This window comes from Serratia sp. LSHTC3, assembly GCF_057197125.1.
Genome location: NZ_JBXUNP010000004.1, coordinates 207,066 through 226,826 on the forward strand (window position 1 = coordinate 207,066; position 19,761 = coordinate 226,826).

Annotated in this window: 13 protein-coding genes; 4 read left to right on the forward strand and 9 right to left on the reverse strand. The window is 59.0% G+C overall.

The window, feature by feature from the left end; genetic code table 11:
* Positions 1–3: 3 nt before the first annotated feature.
* From AC2CGI_RS16625 to speD, 3 genes are all read left to right on the forward strand, one after another.
* Positions 4–351 carry a YacC family pilotin-like protein gene (locus AC2CGI_RS16625; RefSeq protein WP_004937515.1) on the forward strand — a complete coding sequence of 116 codons (348 nt, stop codon included), beginning with the start codon at positions 4–6 and terminating at the stop codon, positions 349–351.
* A 125-nt stretch (positions 352–476) separates the two neighbouring features.
* Positions 477–1,340, forward strand: a complete 864-nt coding sequence (gene speE / locus AC2CGI_RS16630; RefSeq protein WP_004937512.1) for a polyamine aminopropyltransferase — start codon at positions 477–479, stop codon at positions 1,338–1,340.
* Positions 1,341–1,367: 27 nt separating this feature from the next.
* Positions 1,368–2,162: an adenosylmethionine decarboxylase gene (gene speD / locus AC2CGI_RS16635; protein WP_004937510.1), complete on the forward strand. Its 795-nt coding sequence runs from the start codon at positions 1,368–1,370 to the stop codon at positions 2,160–2,162.
* A gap of 32 nt (positions 2,163–2,194) precedes the next feature.
* On the opposite strand, the gene yacL is transcribed toward speD, so the two are convergent.
* From yacL to pdhR, 6 genes are all read right to left on the reverse strand, one after another.
* Positions 2,195–2,557: a protein YacL gene (gene yacL, locus AC2CGI_RS16640; protein WP_004937507.1), complete on the reverse strand. Its 363-nt coding sequence runs from the start codon at positions 2,555–2,557 to the stop codon at positions 2,195–2,197.
* A 139-nt stretch (positions 2,558–2,696) separates the two neighbouring features.
* Positions 2,697–5,294 carry a bifunctional aconitate hydratase 2/2-methylisocitrate dehydratase gene (gene acnB, locus AC2CGI_RS16645; protein ID WP_004937504.1) on the reverse strand — a complete coding sequence of 866 codons (2,598 nt, stop codon included), beginning with the start codon at positions 5,292–5,294 and terminating at the stop codon, positions 2,697–2,699.
* 513 nt (positions 5,295–5,807) lie between these two features.
* The gene (gene lpdA / locus AC2CGI_RS16650; RefSeq protein WP_004937500.1) at positions 5,808–7,232 is read right to left on the reverse strand and encodes a dihydrolipoyl dehydrogenase; all 1,425 of its coding nucleotides are present in this window, start codon (positions 7,230–7,232) and stop codon (positions 5,808–5,810) included.
* A gap of 233 nt (positions 7,233–7,465) precedes the next feature.
* Positions 7,466–9,349, reverse strand: a complete 1,884-nt coding sequence (gene aceF, locus AC2CGI_RS16655) for a pyruvate dehydrogenase complex dihydrolipoyllysine-residue acetyltransferase (protein ID WP_004937497.1) — start codon at positions 9,347–9,349, stop codon at positions 7,466–7,468.
* Positions 9,350–9,362: 13 nt separating this feature from the next.
* A complete protein-coding gene (gene aceE / locus AC2CGI_RS16660; protein ID WP_004937495.1) occupies positions 9,363–12,026 on the reverse strand; it encodes a pyruvate dehydrogenase (acetyl-transferring), homodimeric type in 2,664 nt (887 codons plus the stop codon).
* A gap of 165 nt (positions 12,027–12,191) precedes the next feature.
* Positions 12,192–12,956, reverse strand: a complete 765-nt coding sequence (gene pdhR / locus AC2CGI_RS16665) for a pyruvate dehydrogenase complex transcriptional repressor PdhR (RefSeq protein ID WP_004937490.1) — start codon at positions 12,954–12,956, stop codon at positions 12,192–12,194.
* A gap of 631 nt (positions 12,957–13,587) precedes the next feature.
* Between pdhR and AC2CGI_RS16670 the strand changes: the two genes are divergently transcribed.
* A complete protein-coding gene (locus AC2CGI_RS16670) occupies positions 13,588–14,964 on the forward strand; it encodes an amino acid permease (protein WP_004937488.1) in 1,377 nt (458 codons plus the stop codon).
* Between the two features lie 66 nt (positions 14,965–15,030).
* On the opposite strand, the gene AC2CGI_RS16675 is transcribed toward AC2CGI_RS16670, so the two are convergent.
* The 3 genes from AC2CGI_RS16675 to AC2CGI_RS16685 are packed head-to-tail and all read right to left on the reverse strand — an operon-like array spanning position 15,031 to position 19,603.
* Positions 15,031–16,266 carry a cytochrome c gene (locus AC2CGI_RS16675; RefSeq protein ID WP_076740984.1) on the reverse strand — a complete coding sequence of 412 codons (1,236 nt, stop codon included), beginning with the start codon at positions 16,264–16,266 and terminating at the stop codon, positions 15,031–15,033.
* Entirely contained in the window at positions 16,263–16,817 is a 555-nt protein-coding gene (locus AC2CGI_RS16680; RefSeq protein WP_015379038.1) for a (2Fe-2S)-binding protein, read from the reverse strand. Before AC2CGI_RS16680 ends, AC2CGI_RS16675 begins: the two co-directional genes overlap by 4 nt.
* Positions 16,814–19,603 (reverse strand): xanthine dehydrogenase family protein molybdopterin-binding subunit, encoded by a 2,790-nt coding sequence (locus tag AC2CGI_RS16685; RefSeq protein WP_015379039.1) that lies wholly within the window; start codon positions 19,601–19,603, stop codon positions 16,814–16,816. Before AC2CGI_RS16685 ends, AC2CGI_RS16680 begins: the two co-directional genes overlap by 4 nt.
* Positions 19,604–19,761: the final 158 nt, after the last annotated feature.

Consider the following 19,761-nt stretch of genomic DNA (forward strand, 5'->3'; position numbering starts at 1 on the left):
ATGATGAAAAAAACAACGTTATCGATGCTGTTGCTGGCGATGCTGGGCTTCTCCAACGCCAGTCTGGCGCTGAATGAATCCGAGGCGGAAGATCTGGCCGATCTTACGGCGGTATTTATTTATTTGAAAAATGATTGCGGCTACAACGATTTGCCAAACGCGCAAATCAAACGCGCCATTGTCTATTTCGCGCAACAAAACCGCTGGGATTTGAGCAACTACAACAGTTTCAATATGAAGGCGCTGGGCGAAGACAGCTATCGCGATCTCAGCGGCATCGCCATTCCAACGCCCAAGAAGTGCAAATCGCTGGCGCGTGACTCGTTGAGCCTGCTGGCCTACGCCAATTAATTCTTTCCCCTTCTCCCATCCGCTTAACGCTCTCTCTGTCTGAAATTCAACCGTGCATCGCCAGGCAGAGTTAGCTATGATGTTGCGCCGATTTTTCATGGCTGTTATTACGGAGTTTCCCGCACATGACCCAGAAAGAAATTTGGTACGAAACGCTGCATACGGGCTTCGGCCAGTACTTCTCGGTAGAGAAGGTGCTGTACCGCGAGAAGACCGATCATCAGGATCTGGTGATCTTCGAGAACCCGGAGCTGGGGCGCGTGATGGCGCTCGACGGCGTGGTGCAAACCACCGAGCGTGACGAGTTCATCTATCACGAAATGCTGACCCACGTGCCGTTGCTGGCGCACGGCCGGGCGAAGAAAGTGCTGATTATCGGCGGCGGCGACGGCGGTATGCTGCGTGAAGTCAGCCGGCACCCTGGCGTGGAGCAGATCACCATGGTCGAGATCGACGCCGGCGTCGTCGAGTTCTGCCGCCAATACCTGCCCAACCACAGCGCCGGCGCCTATGACGATCCGCGCTTCAAGCTGGTGATCGACGACGGCGTCAACTTCGTGAATCAAACCGACGAAACATTCGATGTGATCATCTCCGACTGCACCGATCCGATCGGCCCCGGCGAAAGCCTGTTCACCTCGGCGTTTTATGAAGGCTGCGCCCGCTGCCTGAATGAGGGCGGCATTTTCGTCGCGCAGAACGGCGTCTGTTTTCTGCAGCAGGACGAGGCGGTCAACAGCCACGCCAAACTGAGCCGCTACTTTAGCGACGTCAGCTTCTATCAGGCGGCGATCCCGACCTATTACGGCGGCATCATGACCTTCGCCTGGGCGAGCCAGGACCCGGCGCTGCGCCAGCGCGATCTGCCTGCCCTGCAACAGCGCTTTAACCAAAGCGGCCTACACTGCCGTTATTACAACCCGGCAATTCACGTCGGCAGCTTTGCCCTGCCGCAATATTTGCTCAATGCCCTGAACGTAACACGTTAAGCGAGAAGATAAAGGAGGTGGCCCAAATTGCATAAGCTAAAACTGCACGGCTTCAACAACCTGACCAAGAGCCTGAGTTTTTGTATTTACGATATTTGTTACGCCAAAACCGCGGACGATCGCGACGGCTATATCGCCTACATAGACGAACAATATAACGCCAACCGGTTAACCGAGATCCTGAGCGAAACCTGCTCGATCATCGGCGCCAATATTCTGAACATCGCGCGTCAGGACTACGAGCCGCAGGGCGCCAGCGTCACCATCCTGGTCAGCGAAGAGCCGATCGATCCGAAAGACGTCGATACGTCGGAACACCCCGGTCCGCTGCCGAATACGGTCGTCGCGCACCTGGACAAAAGCCATATCTGCGTACACACCTACCCGGAAAGCCATCCGGAAGGCGGGCTGTGCACCTTCCGCGCCGATATCGAGGTTTCGACCTGCGGCGTCATTTCGCCCCTCAAGGCGCTGAACTACTTAATTCACCAGTTGGAATCCGACATCGTCACCATGGACTATCGCGTGCGCGGTTTTACCCGCGACGTGAACGGCGTGAAACATTACATCGATCATGAGATCAATTCGATCCAGAACTTTATGTCGGAAGACATCAAGGCGCTGTACCACATGATGGACGTGAACGTTTACCAGGAAAATATCTTCCATACCAAGATGTTGCTGAAGGATTTCGATCTGAAGCACTACCTGTTTAACGCGGAGCCGGAGGCGTTGAGCGCCGCCGAACGCAAGCAGATCACCGATCTGTTATGGAAAGAGATGCAGGAAATCTATTACGGCCGCAATATTCCGCATCTGTGATGGAAAGGGCGCGGCACGCCGCGCCCTGATGCTTAGTACTTCAGCATGAAAGAACGATAGGCTTTCAACACCAGCAGGAAATCCTCAACGCCGCAGAATGAGAGGCTTTCTTCGTCGTAATAGTTCATCCCCTCTTCCATTTCATCGCCCTCGAACTCCAGCTGATTGGCGCGGATCATCACTTCTTCACCATCCATCAGCAGCGTATATTCATGGCCTTCCAACTGCCATTGACGCTCGCTGCCTTTAACCTCGGCCGCACCGGCTTCAATGCGGTCCAGCAGGTTGAAATCGCCTTTGACTTCTTCGTTGATCCAGTGGCCAATCGCCTCATGCCCCATCGAAAATCTGACGATCACCTGACCGGTGACGTCACGCAGAAATTCGTAATCCATAGCATGCCCTCCTGAGCCCTTTTTCTTAGTGTAAACATAAATGGCGGACTAACTCAGTGAGCGCTCGCAAAGTTGGCAACTGAGCAAAATAAAACGGGAGGCCAAGGCCTCCCGTTAAACAGCTGCGCAATATAGCGGCTTACACGGCGGTTTGGAAGATCACGCCGTCGGCTTTTTCGGTGTACTGCCCCAGCTGGTCAAAGTTCAGGTAGCGGTAGGTATCCGCCGCCGTCTTGTCGACCTGCGCCATATAGGTCTGGTACTCGTCCGGCGTCGGCAGGCGGCCCAGCAGGGACGCTACCGCGGCCAGTTCGGCAGACGCCAGATAGACGTTAGCGCCGGTGCCCAGACGGTTCGGGAAGTTACGGGTTGAGGTGGAAACCACCGTCGCGCCGTCCGCCACGCGCGCCTGGTTGCCCATGCACAGTGAGCAGCCCGGGATCTCGATACGCGCGCCGCTCTTGCCGAAGACGCTGTAGTAGCCTTCTTCGGTCAGCTGAGCCGCATCCATCTTGGTTGGCGGCGCCACCCACAGACGGGTCGGCAACTGGCCCTTGTGCTGATCCAGCAGCTTGCCGGCCGCGCGGAAGTGGCCGATGTTGGTCATGCAAGAACCGATGAACACTTCATCGATTTTGCTGTTGGCCACGTCGGACAGCAGGCGTGCGTCGTCAGGATCGTTCGGTGCGCACAGGATCGGCTCTTTGATCTCGTTCAGATCGATGTCGATCACCGCCGCGTATTCCGCATCCGCATCGCCTTCCAGCAGTTGCGGATCCGCCAGCCATTTTTCCATGCCCTGAATACGGCGCTCCAGCGTACGGCGATCGCCGTAGCCTTCGGAGATCATCCACTTCAGCAGCACGATGTTGGAGTTCAGGTACTCTTCGATCGGCGCCTTGTCCAGCTTGATGGTACAACCGGCGGCGGAACGTTCGGCGGACGCATCGGTCAGCTCAAACGCCTGCTCGACCTTCAGATCCGGCAGGCCTTCGATCTCCAGAATACGGCCGGAGAAGATGTTTTTCTTGCCCTTCTTCTCGACGGTCAGCAGACCTTGCTGGATCGCGTAGTAAGGGATGGCGTGCACCAAATCGCGCAGGGTGATGCCCGGCTGCATTTTGCCTTTGAAGCGCACCAGCACCGACTCAGGCATATCCAGCGGCATGACGCCGGTCGCGGCGGCAAACGCCACCAGGCCAGAACCGGCCGGGAAGGAGATGCCGATCGGGAAGCGGGTGTGGGAATCGCCGCCGGTGCCGACGGTGTCAGGCAGCAGCATACGGTTCAGCCAGGAGTGGATCACGCCGTCGCCCGGGCGCAGCGAGACGCCGCCGCGGTTCATGATGAAATCAGGCAGCGTGTGGTGCGTGGTCACGTCGACCGGTTTCGGGTACGCAGCGGTGTGGCAGAACGACTGCATGACCAGATCGGCGGAGAAGCCGAGGCAGGCCAGGTCTTTCAGCTCATCGCGGGTCATCGGGCCGGTGGTGTCCTGAGAGCCGACGGAGGTCATCTTCGGTTCGCAGTATTCGCCAGGGCGAATGCCGGCGACGCCGCAGGCGCGGCCGACCATTTTCTGCGCCAGCGAGAAGCCTTTGCTGCTGGCGGCTACCGGTTTGGCGATGCGGAACACGTCGCTGTGCGGCAGACCCAGCGCTTCGCGCGCCTTGGTGGTCAGGCCGCGGCCGATGATCAGCGGGATACGGCCGCCGGCGCGCACTTCATCCAGCAGCACGTCGGTTTTCAGCTCGAAGTTGGCAATCAGCGCGCCGGTCTCGTGGTTGCGCACTTCACCTTTGTACGGGTAAACGTCGATCACGTCGCCCATGTTCAGCTCGGACACGTCCACTTCGATCGGCAAGGCGCCGGCATCTTCCATGGTGTTGAAGAAGATAGGCGCAATCTTGCCGCCCAGCACCACGCCGCCACCGCGCTTGTTCGGCACGTGCGGGATGTCGTCGCCCATGAACCACAGCACCGAGTTGGTGGCGGATTTACGGGAGGAACCGGTGCCGACCACGTCGCCGACGTAGGCCAGCGGGAAGCCTTTCTTGTTCAGCAGCTCGATCTGTTTGATCGGGCCGACGCTGCCAGGCTGATCCGGCACGATGCCTTCACGTTCGTTTTTCAGCATCGCCAGCGCGTGCAGCGGGATGTCCGGGCGCGACCAGGCGTCCGGCGCCGGAGAAAGGTCGTCGGTGTTGGTTTCGCCGGTGACTTTGAACACGGTGACGGTGATCTTTTCCGCCAGCTCCGGGCGCGACAGGTACCATTCGGCATCGGCCCAGGACTGCATGATCTGTTTGGCGTGCGGGTTACCGGCCTTGGCCTTCTCTTCCACGTCGTAGAAGTTGTCGAACATCAGCAGCGTGTGGGACAGCGCTTTGGCGGCGATCGGCGCCAGCTTTTCGTTGTCCAGCGCTTCGATCAGCGGATGAATGTTATAGCCACCCTGCATGGTGCCTAACAGTTCAATGGCTTTCTCGGGGGTAACCAGGGGGGATGTCGCTTCACCTTTGGCGATGGCCGCCAGGAAACCTGCTTTGACGTAGGCGGCTTCGTCGACGCCCGGTGGAACACGGTTAATCAGCAGGTCTAACAGGAATTCTTCTTCGCCTTTTGGCGGATTCTTCAGTAGTTCGACCAGCGCGGCCATTTGGGTGGCGTCTAGCGGCTTAGGGGCGATGCCCTCAGCAGCACGCTCGGCTACGTGCTTACGGTATTCTTCTAGCACGACGTTCTCCTCGCTCTCATTGTCATTTATTGTGCCTGGCGTATATGCAAACCGGGTTTATACCCTTTGGGTTTCACTCTGTGGCTAGGCGATCGGCCCGTAAAGGCCCCGAAACGGTGATTGGGGCAAACAAGCACGGTCAAACAGCGTTACAGCATGAAAGACTGATGGGTAGAGCGCACGGCGATATTGATGCCATCTATCCTGACGGGGCACTGCTGTCGATGTCCTGGACTGTAAGGTACAGTGCCCGGTTCCGCTCAGCCAGCATATCAGGATTTGAAACGGTTGTTAATTCGTTCACATAAAAGCAACATTAAATCTTTGCTGAATCGTTGAGCGCAGCGTAATCGGCTGCCGGACTAGCAGGACATTATATCCATATAATTAGAGTGGATATAAGCATAAGGATCGGAATTTGGCGCAGCGGCCACAAAAAACCGCGTTCTGCATCTGAGCAAAAAAAACGGCCCCTTTTCAGGAGCCGCTTGATGACCGGTCAAACCAGCAGAATTACTTCTTCTTGGCTTTCGGGTTAGGCAGATCGGTGATGCTGCCTTCGTAGATTTCCGCCGCCAGACCCACGGATTCGTGCAGGGTCGGGTGAGCGTGGATGGTCAGCGCGATGTCTTCCGCGTCGCAGCCCATCTCGATAGCCAGACCGATTTCACCCAGCAGCTCGCCGCCGTTGGTGCCGACAATCGCGCCACCGATGATGCGGTGAGTTTCTTTGTCGAAGATCAGTTTGGTCATGCCGTCTGCACAGTCGGAAGCGATCGCACGGCCGGAAGCCGCCCACGGGAAGGTGGAGGTTTCGTAGCTGATGCCTTTCTCTTTCGCTTCTTTCTCGGTCAGACCCACCCACGCCACTTCCGGCTCGGTGTAAGCGATGGATGGGATCACTTTCGGATCGAAGTAGTGCTTCATGCCGGCGATAACTTCTGCGGCGACGTGGCCTTCGTGCACGCCTTTGTGCGCCAGCATCGGCTGACCGACGATGTCGCCGATGGCGAAGATGTGCGGCACGTTGGTGCGCAGCTGTTTGTCGACGTTGATGAAGCCACGCTCGTCAACTTCAACACCGGCTTTGCCGGCATCCAGCAGTTTGCCGTTCGGCACGCGGCCGATCGCCACCAGTACCGCGTCGTAACGCTGTGGTTCTGCCGGCGCTTTTTTACCTTCCATCGTGACGTAGATGCCGTCTTCTTTGGCTTCTACCGCGGTCACTTTGGTTTCCAGCATCAGGTTGAACTGCTTGCTGATACGTTTGGTGAAGACTTTCACCACGTCTTTATCTGCCGCCGGGATAACCTGATCGAACATTTCAACGACGTCGATCTGTGAACCCAGCGCATGGTATACGGTGCCCATTTCCAGGCCGATGATGCCGCCGCCCATAACCAGCAGACGCTCTGGGACGGTTTTCAGTTCCAGCGCATCGGTAGAATCCCACACGCGTGGATCTTCATGAGGAATGAATGGCAGTTGGATCGGACGAGAACCTGCGGCGATGATGGCGTTGTCGAAGTTGATGGTGGTTGGGCCGTTTTCGCCTTCCACAACCAGGGTGTTAGCGCCGGTGAACTTGCCCAGGCCGTTGACCACTTTCACTTTACGGCCTTTGGCCATGCCAGCCAGACCGCCGGTCAGCTGAGTGATGACTTTTTCTTTCCAGACGCGCACTTTGTCGATGTCGGTTTTCGGCTCGCCGAAAACGATGCCGTGTTCGGCCAGCGCTTTGGCTTCTTCGATCACTTTGGCAACGTGCAGCAGTGCTTTGGAAGGGATACATCCCACGTTCAGGCAAACCCCGCCCAGAGTGGAATAACGTTCAACCAGAACGGTTTCAAGACCTAAGTCAGCGCAACGAAAGGCTGCAGAGTAACCTGCCGGGCCCGCCCCAAGTACCACGACCTGAGTTTTAATTTCAGTACTCATCATGACCTCTTAATTGATTGTCCGGCGGGTCAGACGTCATTTTTATTGCTAATCGATCTCATAACGCCCTTCATCCACCGGGACGCTTACACCGCGAGCAGTTTACAGAATTGTTAATAATCTGCAAAGCGTGTTCGAGTGACCCGTGTCTCAACAATTTTGTCGAGTTATGCAAAATCCGACAAAACTGCTACAGAATCGTCAGGGGCGCAGCATGCTGCGCCCCTTTTGCATTACATCACCAGACGGCGAATGTCGGACAACATGTTGTTGATGATGGTGATGAAGCGCGCACCATCGGCACCGTCGATAACGCGGTGGTCGAAGGACAGCGACATCGGCATCATCAGGCGCGGCATGAACTCTTTACCGTTCCAGACCGGCTCCATCGCAGACTTGGAGACACCCAGGATAGCCACTTCCGGCGCGTTGACGATCGGCGCGAAGTGAGTCGTCCCGATACCGCCCAGGCTGGAGATGGTGAAGCAGCCGCCCTGCATCTCGCCCGCGGTCAGCTTGCCGTCGCGCGCTTTCTTGGAGATGGTCATCAGCTCGCGAGACAGCTCGGTGATGCTCTTCTTGTTCACGTCCTTGAACACCGGAACCACCAGGCCGTTCGGGGTATCTACCGCCACGCCGATGTTGATGTATTTCTTCAGCGTCAGCTTCTGGCCATCTTCGGACAGCGAGCTGTTGAAGCGCGGCATCTGCTCCAGAGCGGCAGCAACGGCTTTCATGATGAACACGACAGGCGTGAACTTCACGTCCAGCTTGCGCTTGGCCGCTTCTTCGTTCTGCTGCTTGCGGAACGCTTCCAGATCGGTGATATCGGTTTTGTCGAAGTGAGTCACGTGCGGGATCATCACCCAGTTGCGGCTCAGGTTCGCACCAGAGATCTTCTGGATGCGGCCCATTTCGACTTCTTCGATCTCGCCGAACTTGCTGAAGTCCACTTTCGGCCATGGCAGCATGCCCGGCAGACCGCCGCCGGCAGCAGCCGGAGCCGCTTCAGCGCGTTTCACCGCGTCTTTCACGTAAGCCTGAACGTCTTCGCGCAGGATGCGGCCTTTACGACCGGTGCCTTTCACTTTCGCCAGGTTAACGCCGAATTCACGCGCCAGACGACGAATGACCGGAGTCGCGTGCACGTAGGCCGCGTTCTCGGCGAACTCGCCTTTGTCTTCAGCTTTCGCAGCCGGCGCGGCGGCTTTAGCGGCGGCCGGCGCCGGCGCAGCGTCCGCTTTAGCGGCTGGCGCGGCGGCAGCGGCAGGCGCAGCGCCTTCCACTTCGAACACCATGATCAGGGAGCCGGTTTTCACTTTGTCGCCGGTCGCGATCTTGATCTCTTTCACGGTGCCCGCGAACGGCGCTGGCACTTCCATGGAGGCCTTGTCGCCTTCCACGGTGATCAGAGACTGCTCGGCGGCAACCTTGTCGCCTACCTTGACCATCACTTCGGTCACTTCGACTTCGTCACCGCCGATGTCCGGCACGGCGACGTCTTTGGCCGCAGAGGCCGCAGGCGCTGCAGCGGCAGCCGGTGCTTCAGCCGCAGCCGGAGCAGCAGCGGAAGCGGCGCCGGCCACTTCGAACACCATGATCAGGGAACCGGTTTTCACTTTGTCGCCGGTCGCGATCTTGATCTCTTTCACGGTACCCGCGAACGGCGCAGGGACTTCCATGGAAGCCTTGTCGCCTTCCACAGTGATCAGGGACTGCTCGGCTTCCACCTTGTCGCCCACTTTCACCAGGATCTCGGTCACTTCGACTTCGTCGGCGCCGATGTCCGGCACGGCAACGTCTTTGGCCGCAGCGGCAGCCGGGGCAGCTGCTGCTGCCGCCGGTTTTTCTTCCGCTTTCGCCGCCGGAGCAGCTTCCGCTGCGCCTGCCGCTTCGAAGATCATGATCAGTTTGCCGGTTTCGGTTTTATCGCCGACCGCCACTTTGATCTCTTTCACCACGCCCGCCTGCGGGGAGGGCACTTCCATGGAAGCCTTGTCGCCTTCCACGGTGATCAGCGATTGTTCCGCTTCAACTTTATCGCCGACCTTCACCAGAATCTCGGTGATTTCGACTTCATCTGCACCGATGTCCGGTACGTTGATTTCGATAGACATTATTCAGTACCTCTTAGGCCAGACGCGGGTTAACTTTTTCCGGGTTGATGTCGAATTTCTTGATTGCGTCAGCAACCACAGAAGCTTCGATCTCACCGCGTTTAGCCAGTTCACCCAGAGCAGCAACCACCACGTAGGACGCATCGACTTCAAAGTGGTGACGCAGGTTTTCGCGGCTGTCCGAACGACCGAAGCCGTCGGTGCCCAGTACGCGATAATCGCTGGCCGGCACATAAGTACGAACCTGTTCGGCGAACAGTTTCATGTAGTCGGTAGAGGCTACCGCCGGCGCGTCGCTCATCACCTGAGCGATGTAAGGCACGCGTGGCGTTTCAGTTGGGTGCAGCATGTTCCAGCGCTCGCAATCCTGGCCGTCGCGCGCCAGTTCGGTGAACGAGGTCACGCTGTAGGTGTCGGAACCCACGCCGTAGTCCTTCGCCAGGATTTGCGCAGCTTCGCGCACGTGGCGCAGGATGGCGCCGGAGCCCAGCAGCTGCACCTTGCCTTTGCTGCCTTCCAGCGTTTCCAGCTTGTAGATACCCTTGCGGATACCTTCTTCCGCACCCTGCGGCATCGCAGGCATGTGGTAGTTTTCGTTCAGCGTGGTCAGGTAGTAGTACACGTTTTCCGGGTTGTCGCCATACATGCGCACCAGACCGTCGTGCATGATCACCGCCACTTCGTACGCGTAAGCCGGATCGTAAGAGATGCAGTTAGGGATGGTCAGAGACTGAATGTGGCTGTGGCCATCTTCGTGCTGCAGACCTTCGCCGTTCAGGGTAGTACGGCCCGAGGTCCCGCCGATCAGGAAGCCGCGCGCCTGTTGGTCGCCCGCTGCCCAGCACAGGTCGCCGATACGTTGGAAACCGAACATCGAGTAGTAGATGTAGAACGGAATCATCGGCAGATCGTTGGTGCTGTAGGAGGTCGCTGCGGCCAGCCAGGAAGAGGCTGCGCCCAGTTCGTTGATGCCTTCCTGCAGGATTTGGCCTTTCTCGTCTTCTTTGTAGTAAGCAACCTGCTCACGGTCCTGCGGGGTGTACTGCTGGCCGTTCGGGCTGTAGATACCGATCTGACGGAACAGACCTTCCATACCGAAGGTACGCGCTTCGTCGGCGATGATTGGCACCAGGCGATCTTTGATCGACTTGTTCTTCAGCATCACGTTCAGGGCACGCACGAAGGCGATAGTGGTGGAGATCTCTTTGTTCTGCTCTTCCAGCAGCGAGCTGAAATCTTCCAGCGCCGGCATTTCCAGCTTCTGGGTGAACTCCGGCAGACGGGTAGGCACGTAGCCTTTCAGCGCCTGGCGACGTTCGTGCAGGTATTTGTACTCTTCGGAATCTTTCTCGAAGGTGATGTACGGCAGTTTTTCGATGTCAGCATCGGCAACCGGCACGTTGAAACGATCGCGGAAGTGGTGAACCCCTTCCATGTTCATTTTCTTCACCTGGTGAGCGATGTTTTTACCTTCCGCGGTTTCACCCATGCCGTAACCTTTGATGGTGTGGGCCAGGATAACGGTCGGTTTGCCTTTGGTGTCCTGCGCTTTTTTCAGTGCAGCGAAGATTTTCTTCGGATCGTGACCACCACGGTTCAGCGCCCAGATTTCGTCGTCGGTCATGTCTTTAACCAGCGCCGCGGTTTCCGGGTAACGGCCGAAGAAGTGCTCGCGCACGTAAGCGCCGTCTTTGGATTTGAAGGTCTGGTAGTCGCCGTCCAGGGTCTCGTTCATCAGCTGAACCAGTTTACCGCTGGTGTCTTTGCGCAGCAGCTCGTCCCAACGGCCGCCCCAGATCACTTTCAGCACCTGCCAGCCTGCGCCGGAGAAGATGCCTTCCAGTTCGTTGATGATCTTGCCGTTACCGGTGACCGGGCCGTCCAGGCGCTGCAGGTTGCAGTTGATGACGAACACCAGGTTGTCCAGCTTCTCGCGGGTGGCGATGGTGATGGCGCCTTTGGATTCCGGCTCATCCATCTCGCCGTCGCCCAGGAAGGCGTAAACGGTCTGCTCAGAGGTGTCTTTCAGGCCGCGGTGTTCCAGGTATTTCAGGAACTTCGCCTGATAGATGGCGCTGATTGGGCCCAGGCCCATGGATACGGTCGGGAACTGCCAGAATTCCGGCATCAGCTTAGGATGCGGGTAAGAGGACAGGCCGTTGCCGTGCACTTCCTGACGGAAGTTGTTCATCTGTTCTTCGGTCAGGCGGCCTTCAAGGAAGGCGCGCGCGTAAACGCCCGGAGAGATGTGGCCCTGGAAGTAGACCAGGTCGCCGCCGTCTTTCTCGTTGCGTGCGCGGAAGAAGTGGTTAAAGCAGACTTCATAGAAGGTCGCGGAAGACTGGAAGGAAGCCATGTGGCCGCCCAGCTCCAGGTCTTTCTTGGATGCGCGCAGAACGGTCATGATCGCGTTCCAACGGATCGCAGAGCGAATGCGGCGTTCCAGATCCAGGTTGCCTGGGTAAGCCGGTTCGTCTTCTACCGCGATGGTGTTGACGTAGTTGTGCGCTGCAGCACCAGCCGCAACGTTAACGCCGCCTTTGCGGGCTTCTCCCAATACCTGATCAATCAGAAACTGAGCTCGCTCAACACCCTCTTCACGGATGACCGATTCGATCGCCTGCAGCCAGTCGCGGGTTTCGATCGGATCCACGTCATTGTTTAAACGTTCTGACATGGTGGTATTCCTTATCTGTCTAATGGTTTGTTTGGAGCCTGTCTTCCTGTGTTCTGTGCCAAAACACACGAAGACAGGCCCATCAGTTTAGTTGCCGCTTAAGTACTTAACTAAGTACCTCGAACTTAATCCCCGCAGGCTGGTGTACCCTGAAGAGGACAGCTCTTAATCCTTGCGTTGCTGGAGACGCCGCAGCGATCTCTCGCGCCGAGTATGCTCCCGGCTGAGATCCAGCAAGATTTCCTCGATAAACGCCAAGTGGCGATGCGAGGCTTCACGGGCCTTTTCCGGCTCGCGTGCCACAATCGCCTCAAAAATTCCGGCGCGGTGGCTGCTCACTTTTGCCAACATCTCACGGCGCGAGTAGAGCAATTCAAAGTTCTGACGCACGTTCTGTTCCAGCATCGGCCCCATGCAGCGTAGCAGGTGAAGTAACACAACGTTGTGAGCGGCTTCGGTCACGGCGATTTGATACTGCATGACCGCATCGGCCTCGGCGTCGAGATCGCCGCTGTCTTGAGCCTGTTGAATCACGATATGGCAGTCGCGGATGCGCGCCAGATCTTCATCGGTGCCGCGCAGCGCCGCGTAATAGGCGGCAATGCCTTCCAGCGCGTGACGGGTTTCCAGCAGATCGAACTGTGATTCGGGATGGTCGGCCAGCAGCTCGGCCAGCGGATCGCTGAAGCTCTGCCACAGATTAGTTTGCACGAAGGTGCCGCCGCCCTGACGGCGCAGGAGCAGCCCTTTCGCTTCAAGGCGCTGAATGGCCTCTCTCAGAGAAGGACGGGAGACATCAAATTGTTTCGCCAGCTCGCGCTCCGGAGGCAGTTTTTCGCCTGGGCGCAGTGTCCCCTCGAGGATCAGGTATTCGAGCTGTTGCTCGATAACATCTGACAACTTGGGTTGGCGGATTTTGCTGTAGGCCATGAGTGAATTCTTCTCTGCGAATGGCGCGGAGTCAATTGGTAATACCAATTTCAAAAACGTGACGGTAAAGTAACAAAGTATTCACCTCCTGTCCATACGGGCCTTGATCGAAATCAGGTTACCCGCACATTTTAACACCCCGCTGAAAACCCCGCTGCAAACCGGTAACGCCGTGATGGTATTACCATTTACGCGGCGGGTTGGGGATTTAACTTTTACCAAACCTTACGCAAGGCAGAGTGCAAACTTTTTGCCCGAGTTTTATTGCATGGTTATTACGCTTTAATGAATGGCTATTTGGCGAGCAGCGCAACGGCGGTTCGTTCATTATTTGAACGCAGCCCACCGTTCAGATCTACGTTATTTTTGCGCATTATGTGATTTGTTGCTTATTTCATGCACTGAATCCCCCCTGCCGTCACACAACCCGCATTTTGTTTCCTAAACTGCTGCAATCTTAATCACTCACACGACAAAGCAGGTGCAAACCGACGCGCATAACATTATTCTCTGCCAAACGGTAGCGGCGCCGTGGAATTAATAGCTATAACGCCGTAAATAAAACAAAACACACATCGTAACCACTGCTTTACAGGCAGGTGGGCATTCACAACGACAGAGGGTTAGATTGATGGATGGTCAACAGCATGGTGACCAGCTGAAGCGCGGCCTGAAAAACCGCCATATTCAGCTCATCGCCTTAGGTGGCGCAATCGGCACCGGGTTATTTCTCGGTATCGCTCAAACAATAAAAATGGCCGGCCCGTCAGTGCTTCTCGGCTACGCCATCGGCGGCTTCATCGCGTTTCTGATCATGCGCCAGCTGGGGGAAATGGTGGTGGAAGAGCCGGTCGCCGGCTCCTTCAGCCACTTCGCCTACAAATACTGGGGCAACTTCGCCGGCTTCGCCTCCGGCTGGAACTACTGGGTGCTGTATGTCCTGGTGGCGATGGCGGAGCTGACCGCAGTCGGCATCTACGTGCAGTACTGGTGGCCGGAGATCCCCACCTGGGTTTCCGCCGCGGTGTTCTTCCTGGCGATCAACGCCATCAACCTGGCCAACGTCAAAGTTTACGGCGAGATGGAGTTCTGGTTCGCCATCATCAAAGTGGTGGCGATTATCGGCATGATCGTGTTCGGCGCCTACCTGCTGTTCAGCGGCATGGGCGGCCCGGAAGCCACCGTCACCAACCTGTGGGCGCAGGGCGGGTTCTTCCCGAACGGCGTCATGGGCCTGGTGATGGCGATGGCGGTGATCATGTTCTCCTTCGGCGGCCTCGAGCTGGTCGGCATCACCGCCGCCGAAGCCGACAACCCGCAAAAAAGCATTCCGAAAGCCACCAATCAGGTGATCTACCGCATCCTGATCTTCTATATCGGTTCACTGGCCATTCTGCTGTCGCTATACCCGTGGGGCAAAGTGGTCGAAGGCGGCAGCCCGTTCGTGCTGATCTTCCACGCGCTGAACAGCAACCTGGTAGCGACCGTGCTGAACATCGTGGTGCTCACCGCCGCGCTGTCGGTCTACAACAGCTGCGTCTACTGCAACAGCCGCATGCTGTACGGCCTGGCGCAGCAGGGCAACGGCCCGAAAAGCCTGCTGAAGGTCGATGGCCGCGGCGTGCCGGTGGTGGCCATCGGCATTTCCGCCCTCGCCACCGCGCTGTGCGTGCTGATTAACTACCTGATCCCGGGCCGCGCCTTCGAACTGCTGATGGCGCTGGTGGTGTCGGCGCTGGTGATCAACTGGGCGATGATCAGCCTGGCGCACCTGAAGTTCCGCGCCGCCAAAAACCGCGAAGGCGTGGTGCCGAAGTTCAAAGCGTTCTGGTACCCGTTCAGCAACTACCTGTGCCTGCTGTTCATGGCCGGCATCCTGGTGATCATGTACCTGACGCCGGGTATTCAAATCTCGGTGCTGCTGATCCCGGTGTGGGTGGCGATCCTGGCCGTCGGTTACGCCATCAAACAGCGCAGCCAGCGCGTCGACGGCGTCACCAGCCGTTGAATCCCGTGACCGCGCAGTAAACAAAACGGCCCGCAGATGCGGGCCATTTTTTTGCCTGAACGCCGCTTACTTGCGCAGCGCTTTCACCTGCTCGGCGGTGATGTCCGCCGGCAAACCGCCCCAGGTCACCCGCAGGTAATTTACCAGTTCCGCCACGTCGGCATCGCTCAAACGCTCGCCGAAGCCCGGCATGCTCTGCATGCTTTCACCGTTCGGGAACTGCTGGGCCGGCAGGCCGTCCAGCACCGACACGATCAGGTTCTTGCCGTCCGCCTGGCGCAGCGTGGCGTTATCGCGCATCGCCGGCGCGACGTGCGGTTTGCCCACGCCTTCGCGCGCGTGGCAGCCGGCGCACTGATCCAGATAGGCCATGCGCCCGGCATCGCTGCCCTGCCCCATTTTCACCGGCACAGCCGCCGGCGGCTGCTCGCCCATCAGATACAGCGCCAGCGCTTGATGATCTTCCGGCGTCAAATGACGGGTGCTGAGATCCACCACCATATGCATCTCACTGAAGGCCGAACCCTGCGGCGCAAGGCCGGTGCCGAGGAAGCGGCTGACGTCCTGCGGCGTCCAGCCGCGCTGCGCCAGACCGTGCGGCGTAATGTCCGGCGCCATGAAGCGGCCGAGATCGCCGCCCTGCATCGGCTTGCCGAGATCCATCTGCCCCAGCGCGCCGCGCGGCGTGTGACATTCGCCACAGTGGCCCAGCACATCGGCCAGATAGCGGCCGCGCTGCCATTGCGGTGAGCTGCCCTGCGAGCTGGCCGGCAGCGGATCCTGGCTGCGGAACAGCAGGTTCCAGCCGATCAGCGCCATGCGCTGGTTGAACGGGAACGGCATCTCGTTGGCCGGAATGGCCACGTCCACCGCCGGGCGCGTCATCAGGTAAGCGTAGATGTCGTCGGCGTCCTGACGCGACATGCCCTTATACGAGGTGTAAGGCATCGCCGGGTACAGGTGCCGCCCGCCCGGCGCCACTCCCTGCGTCAGCGCCAGGAAGAAGTCGTCCTTGCTCCAGCGCCCGATGCCGTGGTCGGCCGACGGCGTCAGGTTGCTGCCGTAAATCGTGCCGAACGGCGTTTCCAACGGATAGCCGCCGGCCAACGGCGCCCCGCCGCTGGCGGTATGGCAGGCGGCACAGTCGGCGGCCTGCGCCAGATAGCGGCCGCGGGCGATCTGTTCGGCGCCGGCGGTCACCTGCTGCACCGGGCCGTCGTAACGGCGGTTTTCCCGCCACCACAGCAGCGCGATCACCACGATCGCCACCAGCACAATCAACACTGCGAGACGTTTTTTCATTGCGCCGTCTCCTTCAGCAGGCCCGGCGTTTTCAGCACCACGTCGCGCACCGCTTCGTAATAGCGCACGTAGCCGGTGCAGCGGCAGATGTGGCTGTCCAGCGCCTGCTCGATGGCGTTCTCCAGCTGATCGCGGGCGATCGGCTCACGCTTGAGCTTTTCCACGAAAATGGTGGCGGCGTTGACGAAGCCCGGCGTGCAGTAGCCGCACTGGAAGCTGTAGTGCTCCAGAAACGCCTGCTGGATCGGCGACAGCTCAACCACCTCCCCCTGTTCGTCCACCCTGGCGTGGCCTTCGACGGTGCGCACTTTCTTGCCGTTGAAGAAATGCGCGCCGGTGATGCAGGTGCGCACCTCTTCGCTGGTGCCGCTCGGGTGATCGACAATCGCCACGCAGGCATGGCAAATGCCCTGCCCGCAGCCGAGGCGCGAACCGGTCAAATCGAGATACTCGTGCAGGAAATCGATCATCATCAAGCCTTCCGGCACCTCGATCGGGCCGTACTGTTTCTCGTTGATGGTCAGGGAAATCGGCTGGGTTTTAATGCTCATTGTAATACCTCACGAATATTTTCTGCACGAACGGGCAAATCACGGAAACGGTGACCGGTGGCGTCGGCAATGGCGTTGACCAGTGCGGCCACGATCGGGATCATCACCACCTCCGCCATGCCTTTCGGCGGATCGGTTTCCGACAGCGCCGGCAGGATGTCGCCGCTCTGTTTCCACACCGCCACGTCGCTGGCGCGCGGCAGGTGGTAACGGTTGAAGTTCCAGGTGCCGTTGCCCGGGCCGTCTTCGTACAGCGGTAAATATTCGTGCAGCGCATGGCCGATGCCCATCGCCAGCCCGCCCTGCAGCTGGCCGGAAACCAGTTCCGGCACGATCAGGTTGCCGCACTCCATGATCGAGTGGTGATTCAGCAACTCCACCTGGCCGGTGGCGATATCCACCGCCACTTCCGCCAGCGTGCCGACGGCGCTGTAGTAGGTCACTGCCGCATTGTTGCGCTGGGTCGGCGGGTAGTAGACCTGCCCGCGCGCCAGCGGCTTGAATTCACCGTTGGCATTGCGCAGCGCCATGCCGTCGATCGGCAGGCGCTCGCTTTTGCCGTTCAACGTGAAATCGGCCTCCGCCCACTGCCAGCGGTTGAAGACGTGCACCGCCGCGCCGGTGACGCCGCCCATCTGATAAGCCGTCTTGGCCAGCAGCTCGAGGCTCAGCACCGACATGCCCGCCGCCGTCAGGCCGCCTTCGACCCAACGCGCATCTTCGCGCCGCACCACCAGCGGCGCCGCCTGGCCGCCGCCGATGCCGGCCTGCCACAGCGCCATCGCCGCCGGCCACAGGCCGTGATCGAAGATCAGGCGCGCCGCTTCGCGGGTACTGTGCGAGAAGTAATAGGCCGAGTTGCTGGCGCTCGACGGCGAACAGTAGCTCGGCGTCCAGTTGGGGTTGGTTTGCAGCTTATCCTGCTCTTCCTGCGACATCAGGTAAGGATCGCCGCTGGTGACCATCGGCAATACCGACCAGTCGGTGACCGAGAAGTGGGCTTCGTCGGCCGGTTTGCCCAGCCACTGCGCGCACAATACCGACTGCGAGGTCGACATGCCGGTGCCCATCTCCGCGCCGCTGTGATGCAGCGTGATGCGGCCGTCTTCGCTCAGCTCCACCCGGGCGAACGAGGTTTCCGCCCCGGTGCCGAAATCTTTCTGCACGCAGCCGAAGCCGACGCCATAGCGCTTGCCGGGATGGCGGCTCTCAAACTCGGCCTTGCGTTCGGCGCGCTTGAGCCACATCTCGTGCTTCGCCGCCTTCTCCAGCACTTCATCAGCGCGGATCGCACCGGCCGGGATCGCCCCCTGGGTGTTTTTCATGCCGGATTTCAGCACGTTGCGCAGGCGAAACTCGATCGGGTCGATCTTCAGCTCGGCGGCCAGCTCATCCACCATCATCTCGGTGGCGGCCATGCTCTGTAGCGTGCCGTAACCGCGCGCCGAGCCGGCATCGATGGCGCGTGAGGCCAGCCCGACCGACGACAGATCGCTTTTCGGGAAGTAGTAAATCGACTGGGCGGCGGTCGCGCCGACCATCACCACCGAAGGGGTAAAGTTGCTGCGGCCGCCGCCGTCCGCGGTCATGTCACCGAGGAACGACTGCATGACGCCGGTTTGCTTATTCACCGCGATGCGGTAGTTCATGTCGAACGCATGGCGCTTCAGCGCCGTCTGGAACTGCTCGAAGCGGTCATTGGCCAGGCGCACCGGGTGGCCGTCGCCGTACATCGCCGCCACCGCGCCGTAATACGGGAAGTTGTAGTGGTCTTTCGAGCCGTAACCCACGGTGTAGCACGGGTGCAGGATCAGCTGTTTCACCGGCGGATTGCGCTTGGCCAGCATGCGCGGCATCTCGTCGGCCACTTCCTGCGGCGACTGAGTCGGCACCACCAGATGCAGGGTTTGCGTCTGCGCGTCGAACCAGCCATTGGCGTTGTCCGGCTCCAGCGCCGAGGTGTCGATCGACTGCGTGGTATAGCGGCGCGACATTACCAGCCAGTCGGCCGGCGGATTCGCCAACTCGTCGGCGATCAGGCCCGCATAGCGCATGCCTTCCTGATCCAGCTTGCCGCCCTCGCGCCCTTCCGGCCACACCGGCAGATGTTTTTTCATCGATACCGGGAAGATCGGCGTATCCTTCAGGCTGGAGAAGCGATCGTCGTCGAACGGCTGTTCTCCCCCCACCCGCACGTAACGGAAACTGCCCCAGGGATCGCGCTCCAGCGGGCCGGTGACCGCGCCGTATTTGATGGTTTCCTCACGGAATTTCAGCTTGTCCTTGGCGAAGCGGAAACGGGCGAAGTCGTGATAGATCAGGATCGCCACTGCCTGGCCGAGATAGGCAGGGGTTTTGCCGTTCGGCAGCAGCATGTCGTCACCGTAGAACGCCGGAAAGGCCAGGCCATCGCGCGCCAGATCTTCCGCCGTCACCAGGCGATCGGGCTGCAGATCGTCCCCCAGCAGCGACAGATCGACCCCCTCGAACAGCCGGTCGGCTTTGGTCACGCGCAGAATGAAGGCGTGCGCCTGTTTCTGCGGCCAGTGCGGCATGTCCACCGCGCGGATATCGCGTGCGAACACCTTCTGCCCCATGACCTTGGCGCGGCCGTCGATACGGAAACGCACGCGCTTGGCCTGCGGATCCCAGTTGGGTGACTGGAGGATTTTTTGCTCGAACAGCGCGGCGTAGGCGCGGCTGTACAGGGGAGCGAGGTACACGGAGACCCCCGCAATCACGGCGCTTTTGATGAAGCGGCGCCGCGACGGGTTGAAATTGCTCATAAATAAGTCCTTCACGTCTTTCTTGTAATTGGTTTTTGTTCGCGGTGTTGTTGCGCAAACGCTGACGACCTTGCCGTAGACGTCATAAGCATATGCTTATAACTAAAATTATGTGATGATTAACAGGCTGTTTTCAACAAAAAAACATTTACAAAACA

Coding starts and splice junctions, on each gene's coding strand:
- AC2CGI_RS16625 (WP_004937515.1), top strand. CDS start 4: ATGAAAAAAACAACGTTATCGATGCTGTTGCTGGCGATGCTGGGCTTC.
- speE (WP_004937512.1), top strand. CDS start 477: ATGACCCAGAAAGAAATTTGGTACGAAACGCTGCATACGGGCTTCGGC.
- yacL (WP_004937507.1), bottom strand. CDS start 2,557: ATGGATTACGAATTTCTGCGTGACGTCACCGGTCAGGTGATCGTCAGA.
- lpdA (WP_004937500.1), bottom strand. CDS start 7,232: ATGAGTACTGAAATTAAAACTCAGGTCGTGGTACTTGGGGCGGGCCCG.
- aceF (WP_004937497.1), bottom strand. CDS start 9,349: ATGTCTATCGAAATCAACGTACCGGACATCGGTGCAGATGAAGTCGAA.
- aceE (WP_004937495.1), bottom strand. CDS start 12,026: ATGTCAGAACGTTTAAACAATGACGTGGATCCGATCGAAACCCGCGAC.
- pdhR (WP_004937490.1), bottom strand. CDS start 12,956: ATGGCCTACAGCAAAATCCGCCAACCCAAGTTGTCAGATGTTATCGAG.
- AC2CGI_RS16670 (WP_004937488.1), top strand. CDS start 13,588: ATGGATGGTCAACAGCATGGTGACCAGCTGAAGCGCGGCCTGAAAAAC.
- AC2CGI_RS16675 (WP_076740984.1), bottom strand. CDS start 16,266: ATGAAAAAACGTCTCGCAGTGTTGATTGTGCTGGTGGCGATCGTGGTG.
- AC2CGI_RS16680 (WP_015379038.1), bottom strand. CDS start 16,817: ATGAGCATTAAAACCCAGCCGATTTCCCTGACCATCAACGAGAAACAG.
- AC2CGI_RS16685 (WP_015379039.1), bottom strand. CDS start 19,603: ATGAGCAATTTCAACCCGTCGCGGCGCCGCTTCATCAAAAGCGCCGTG.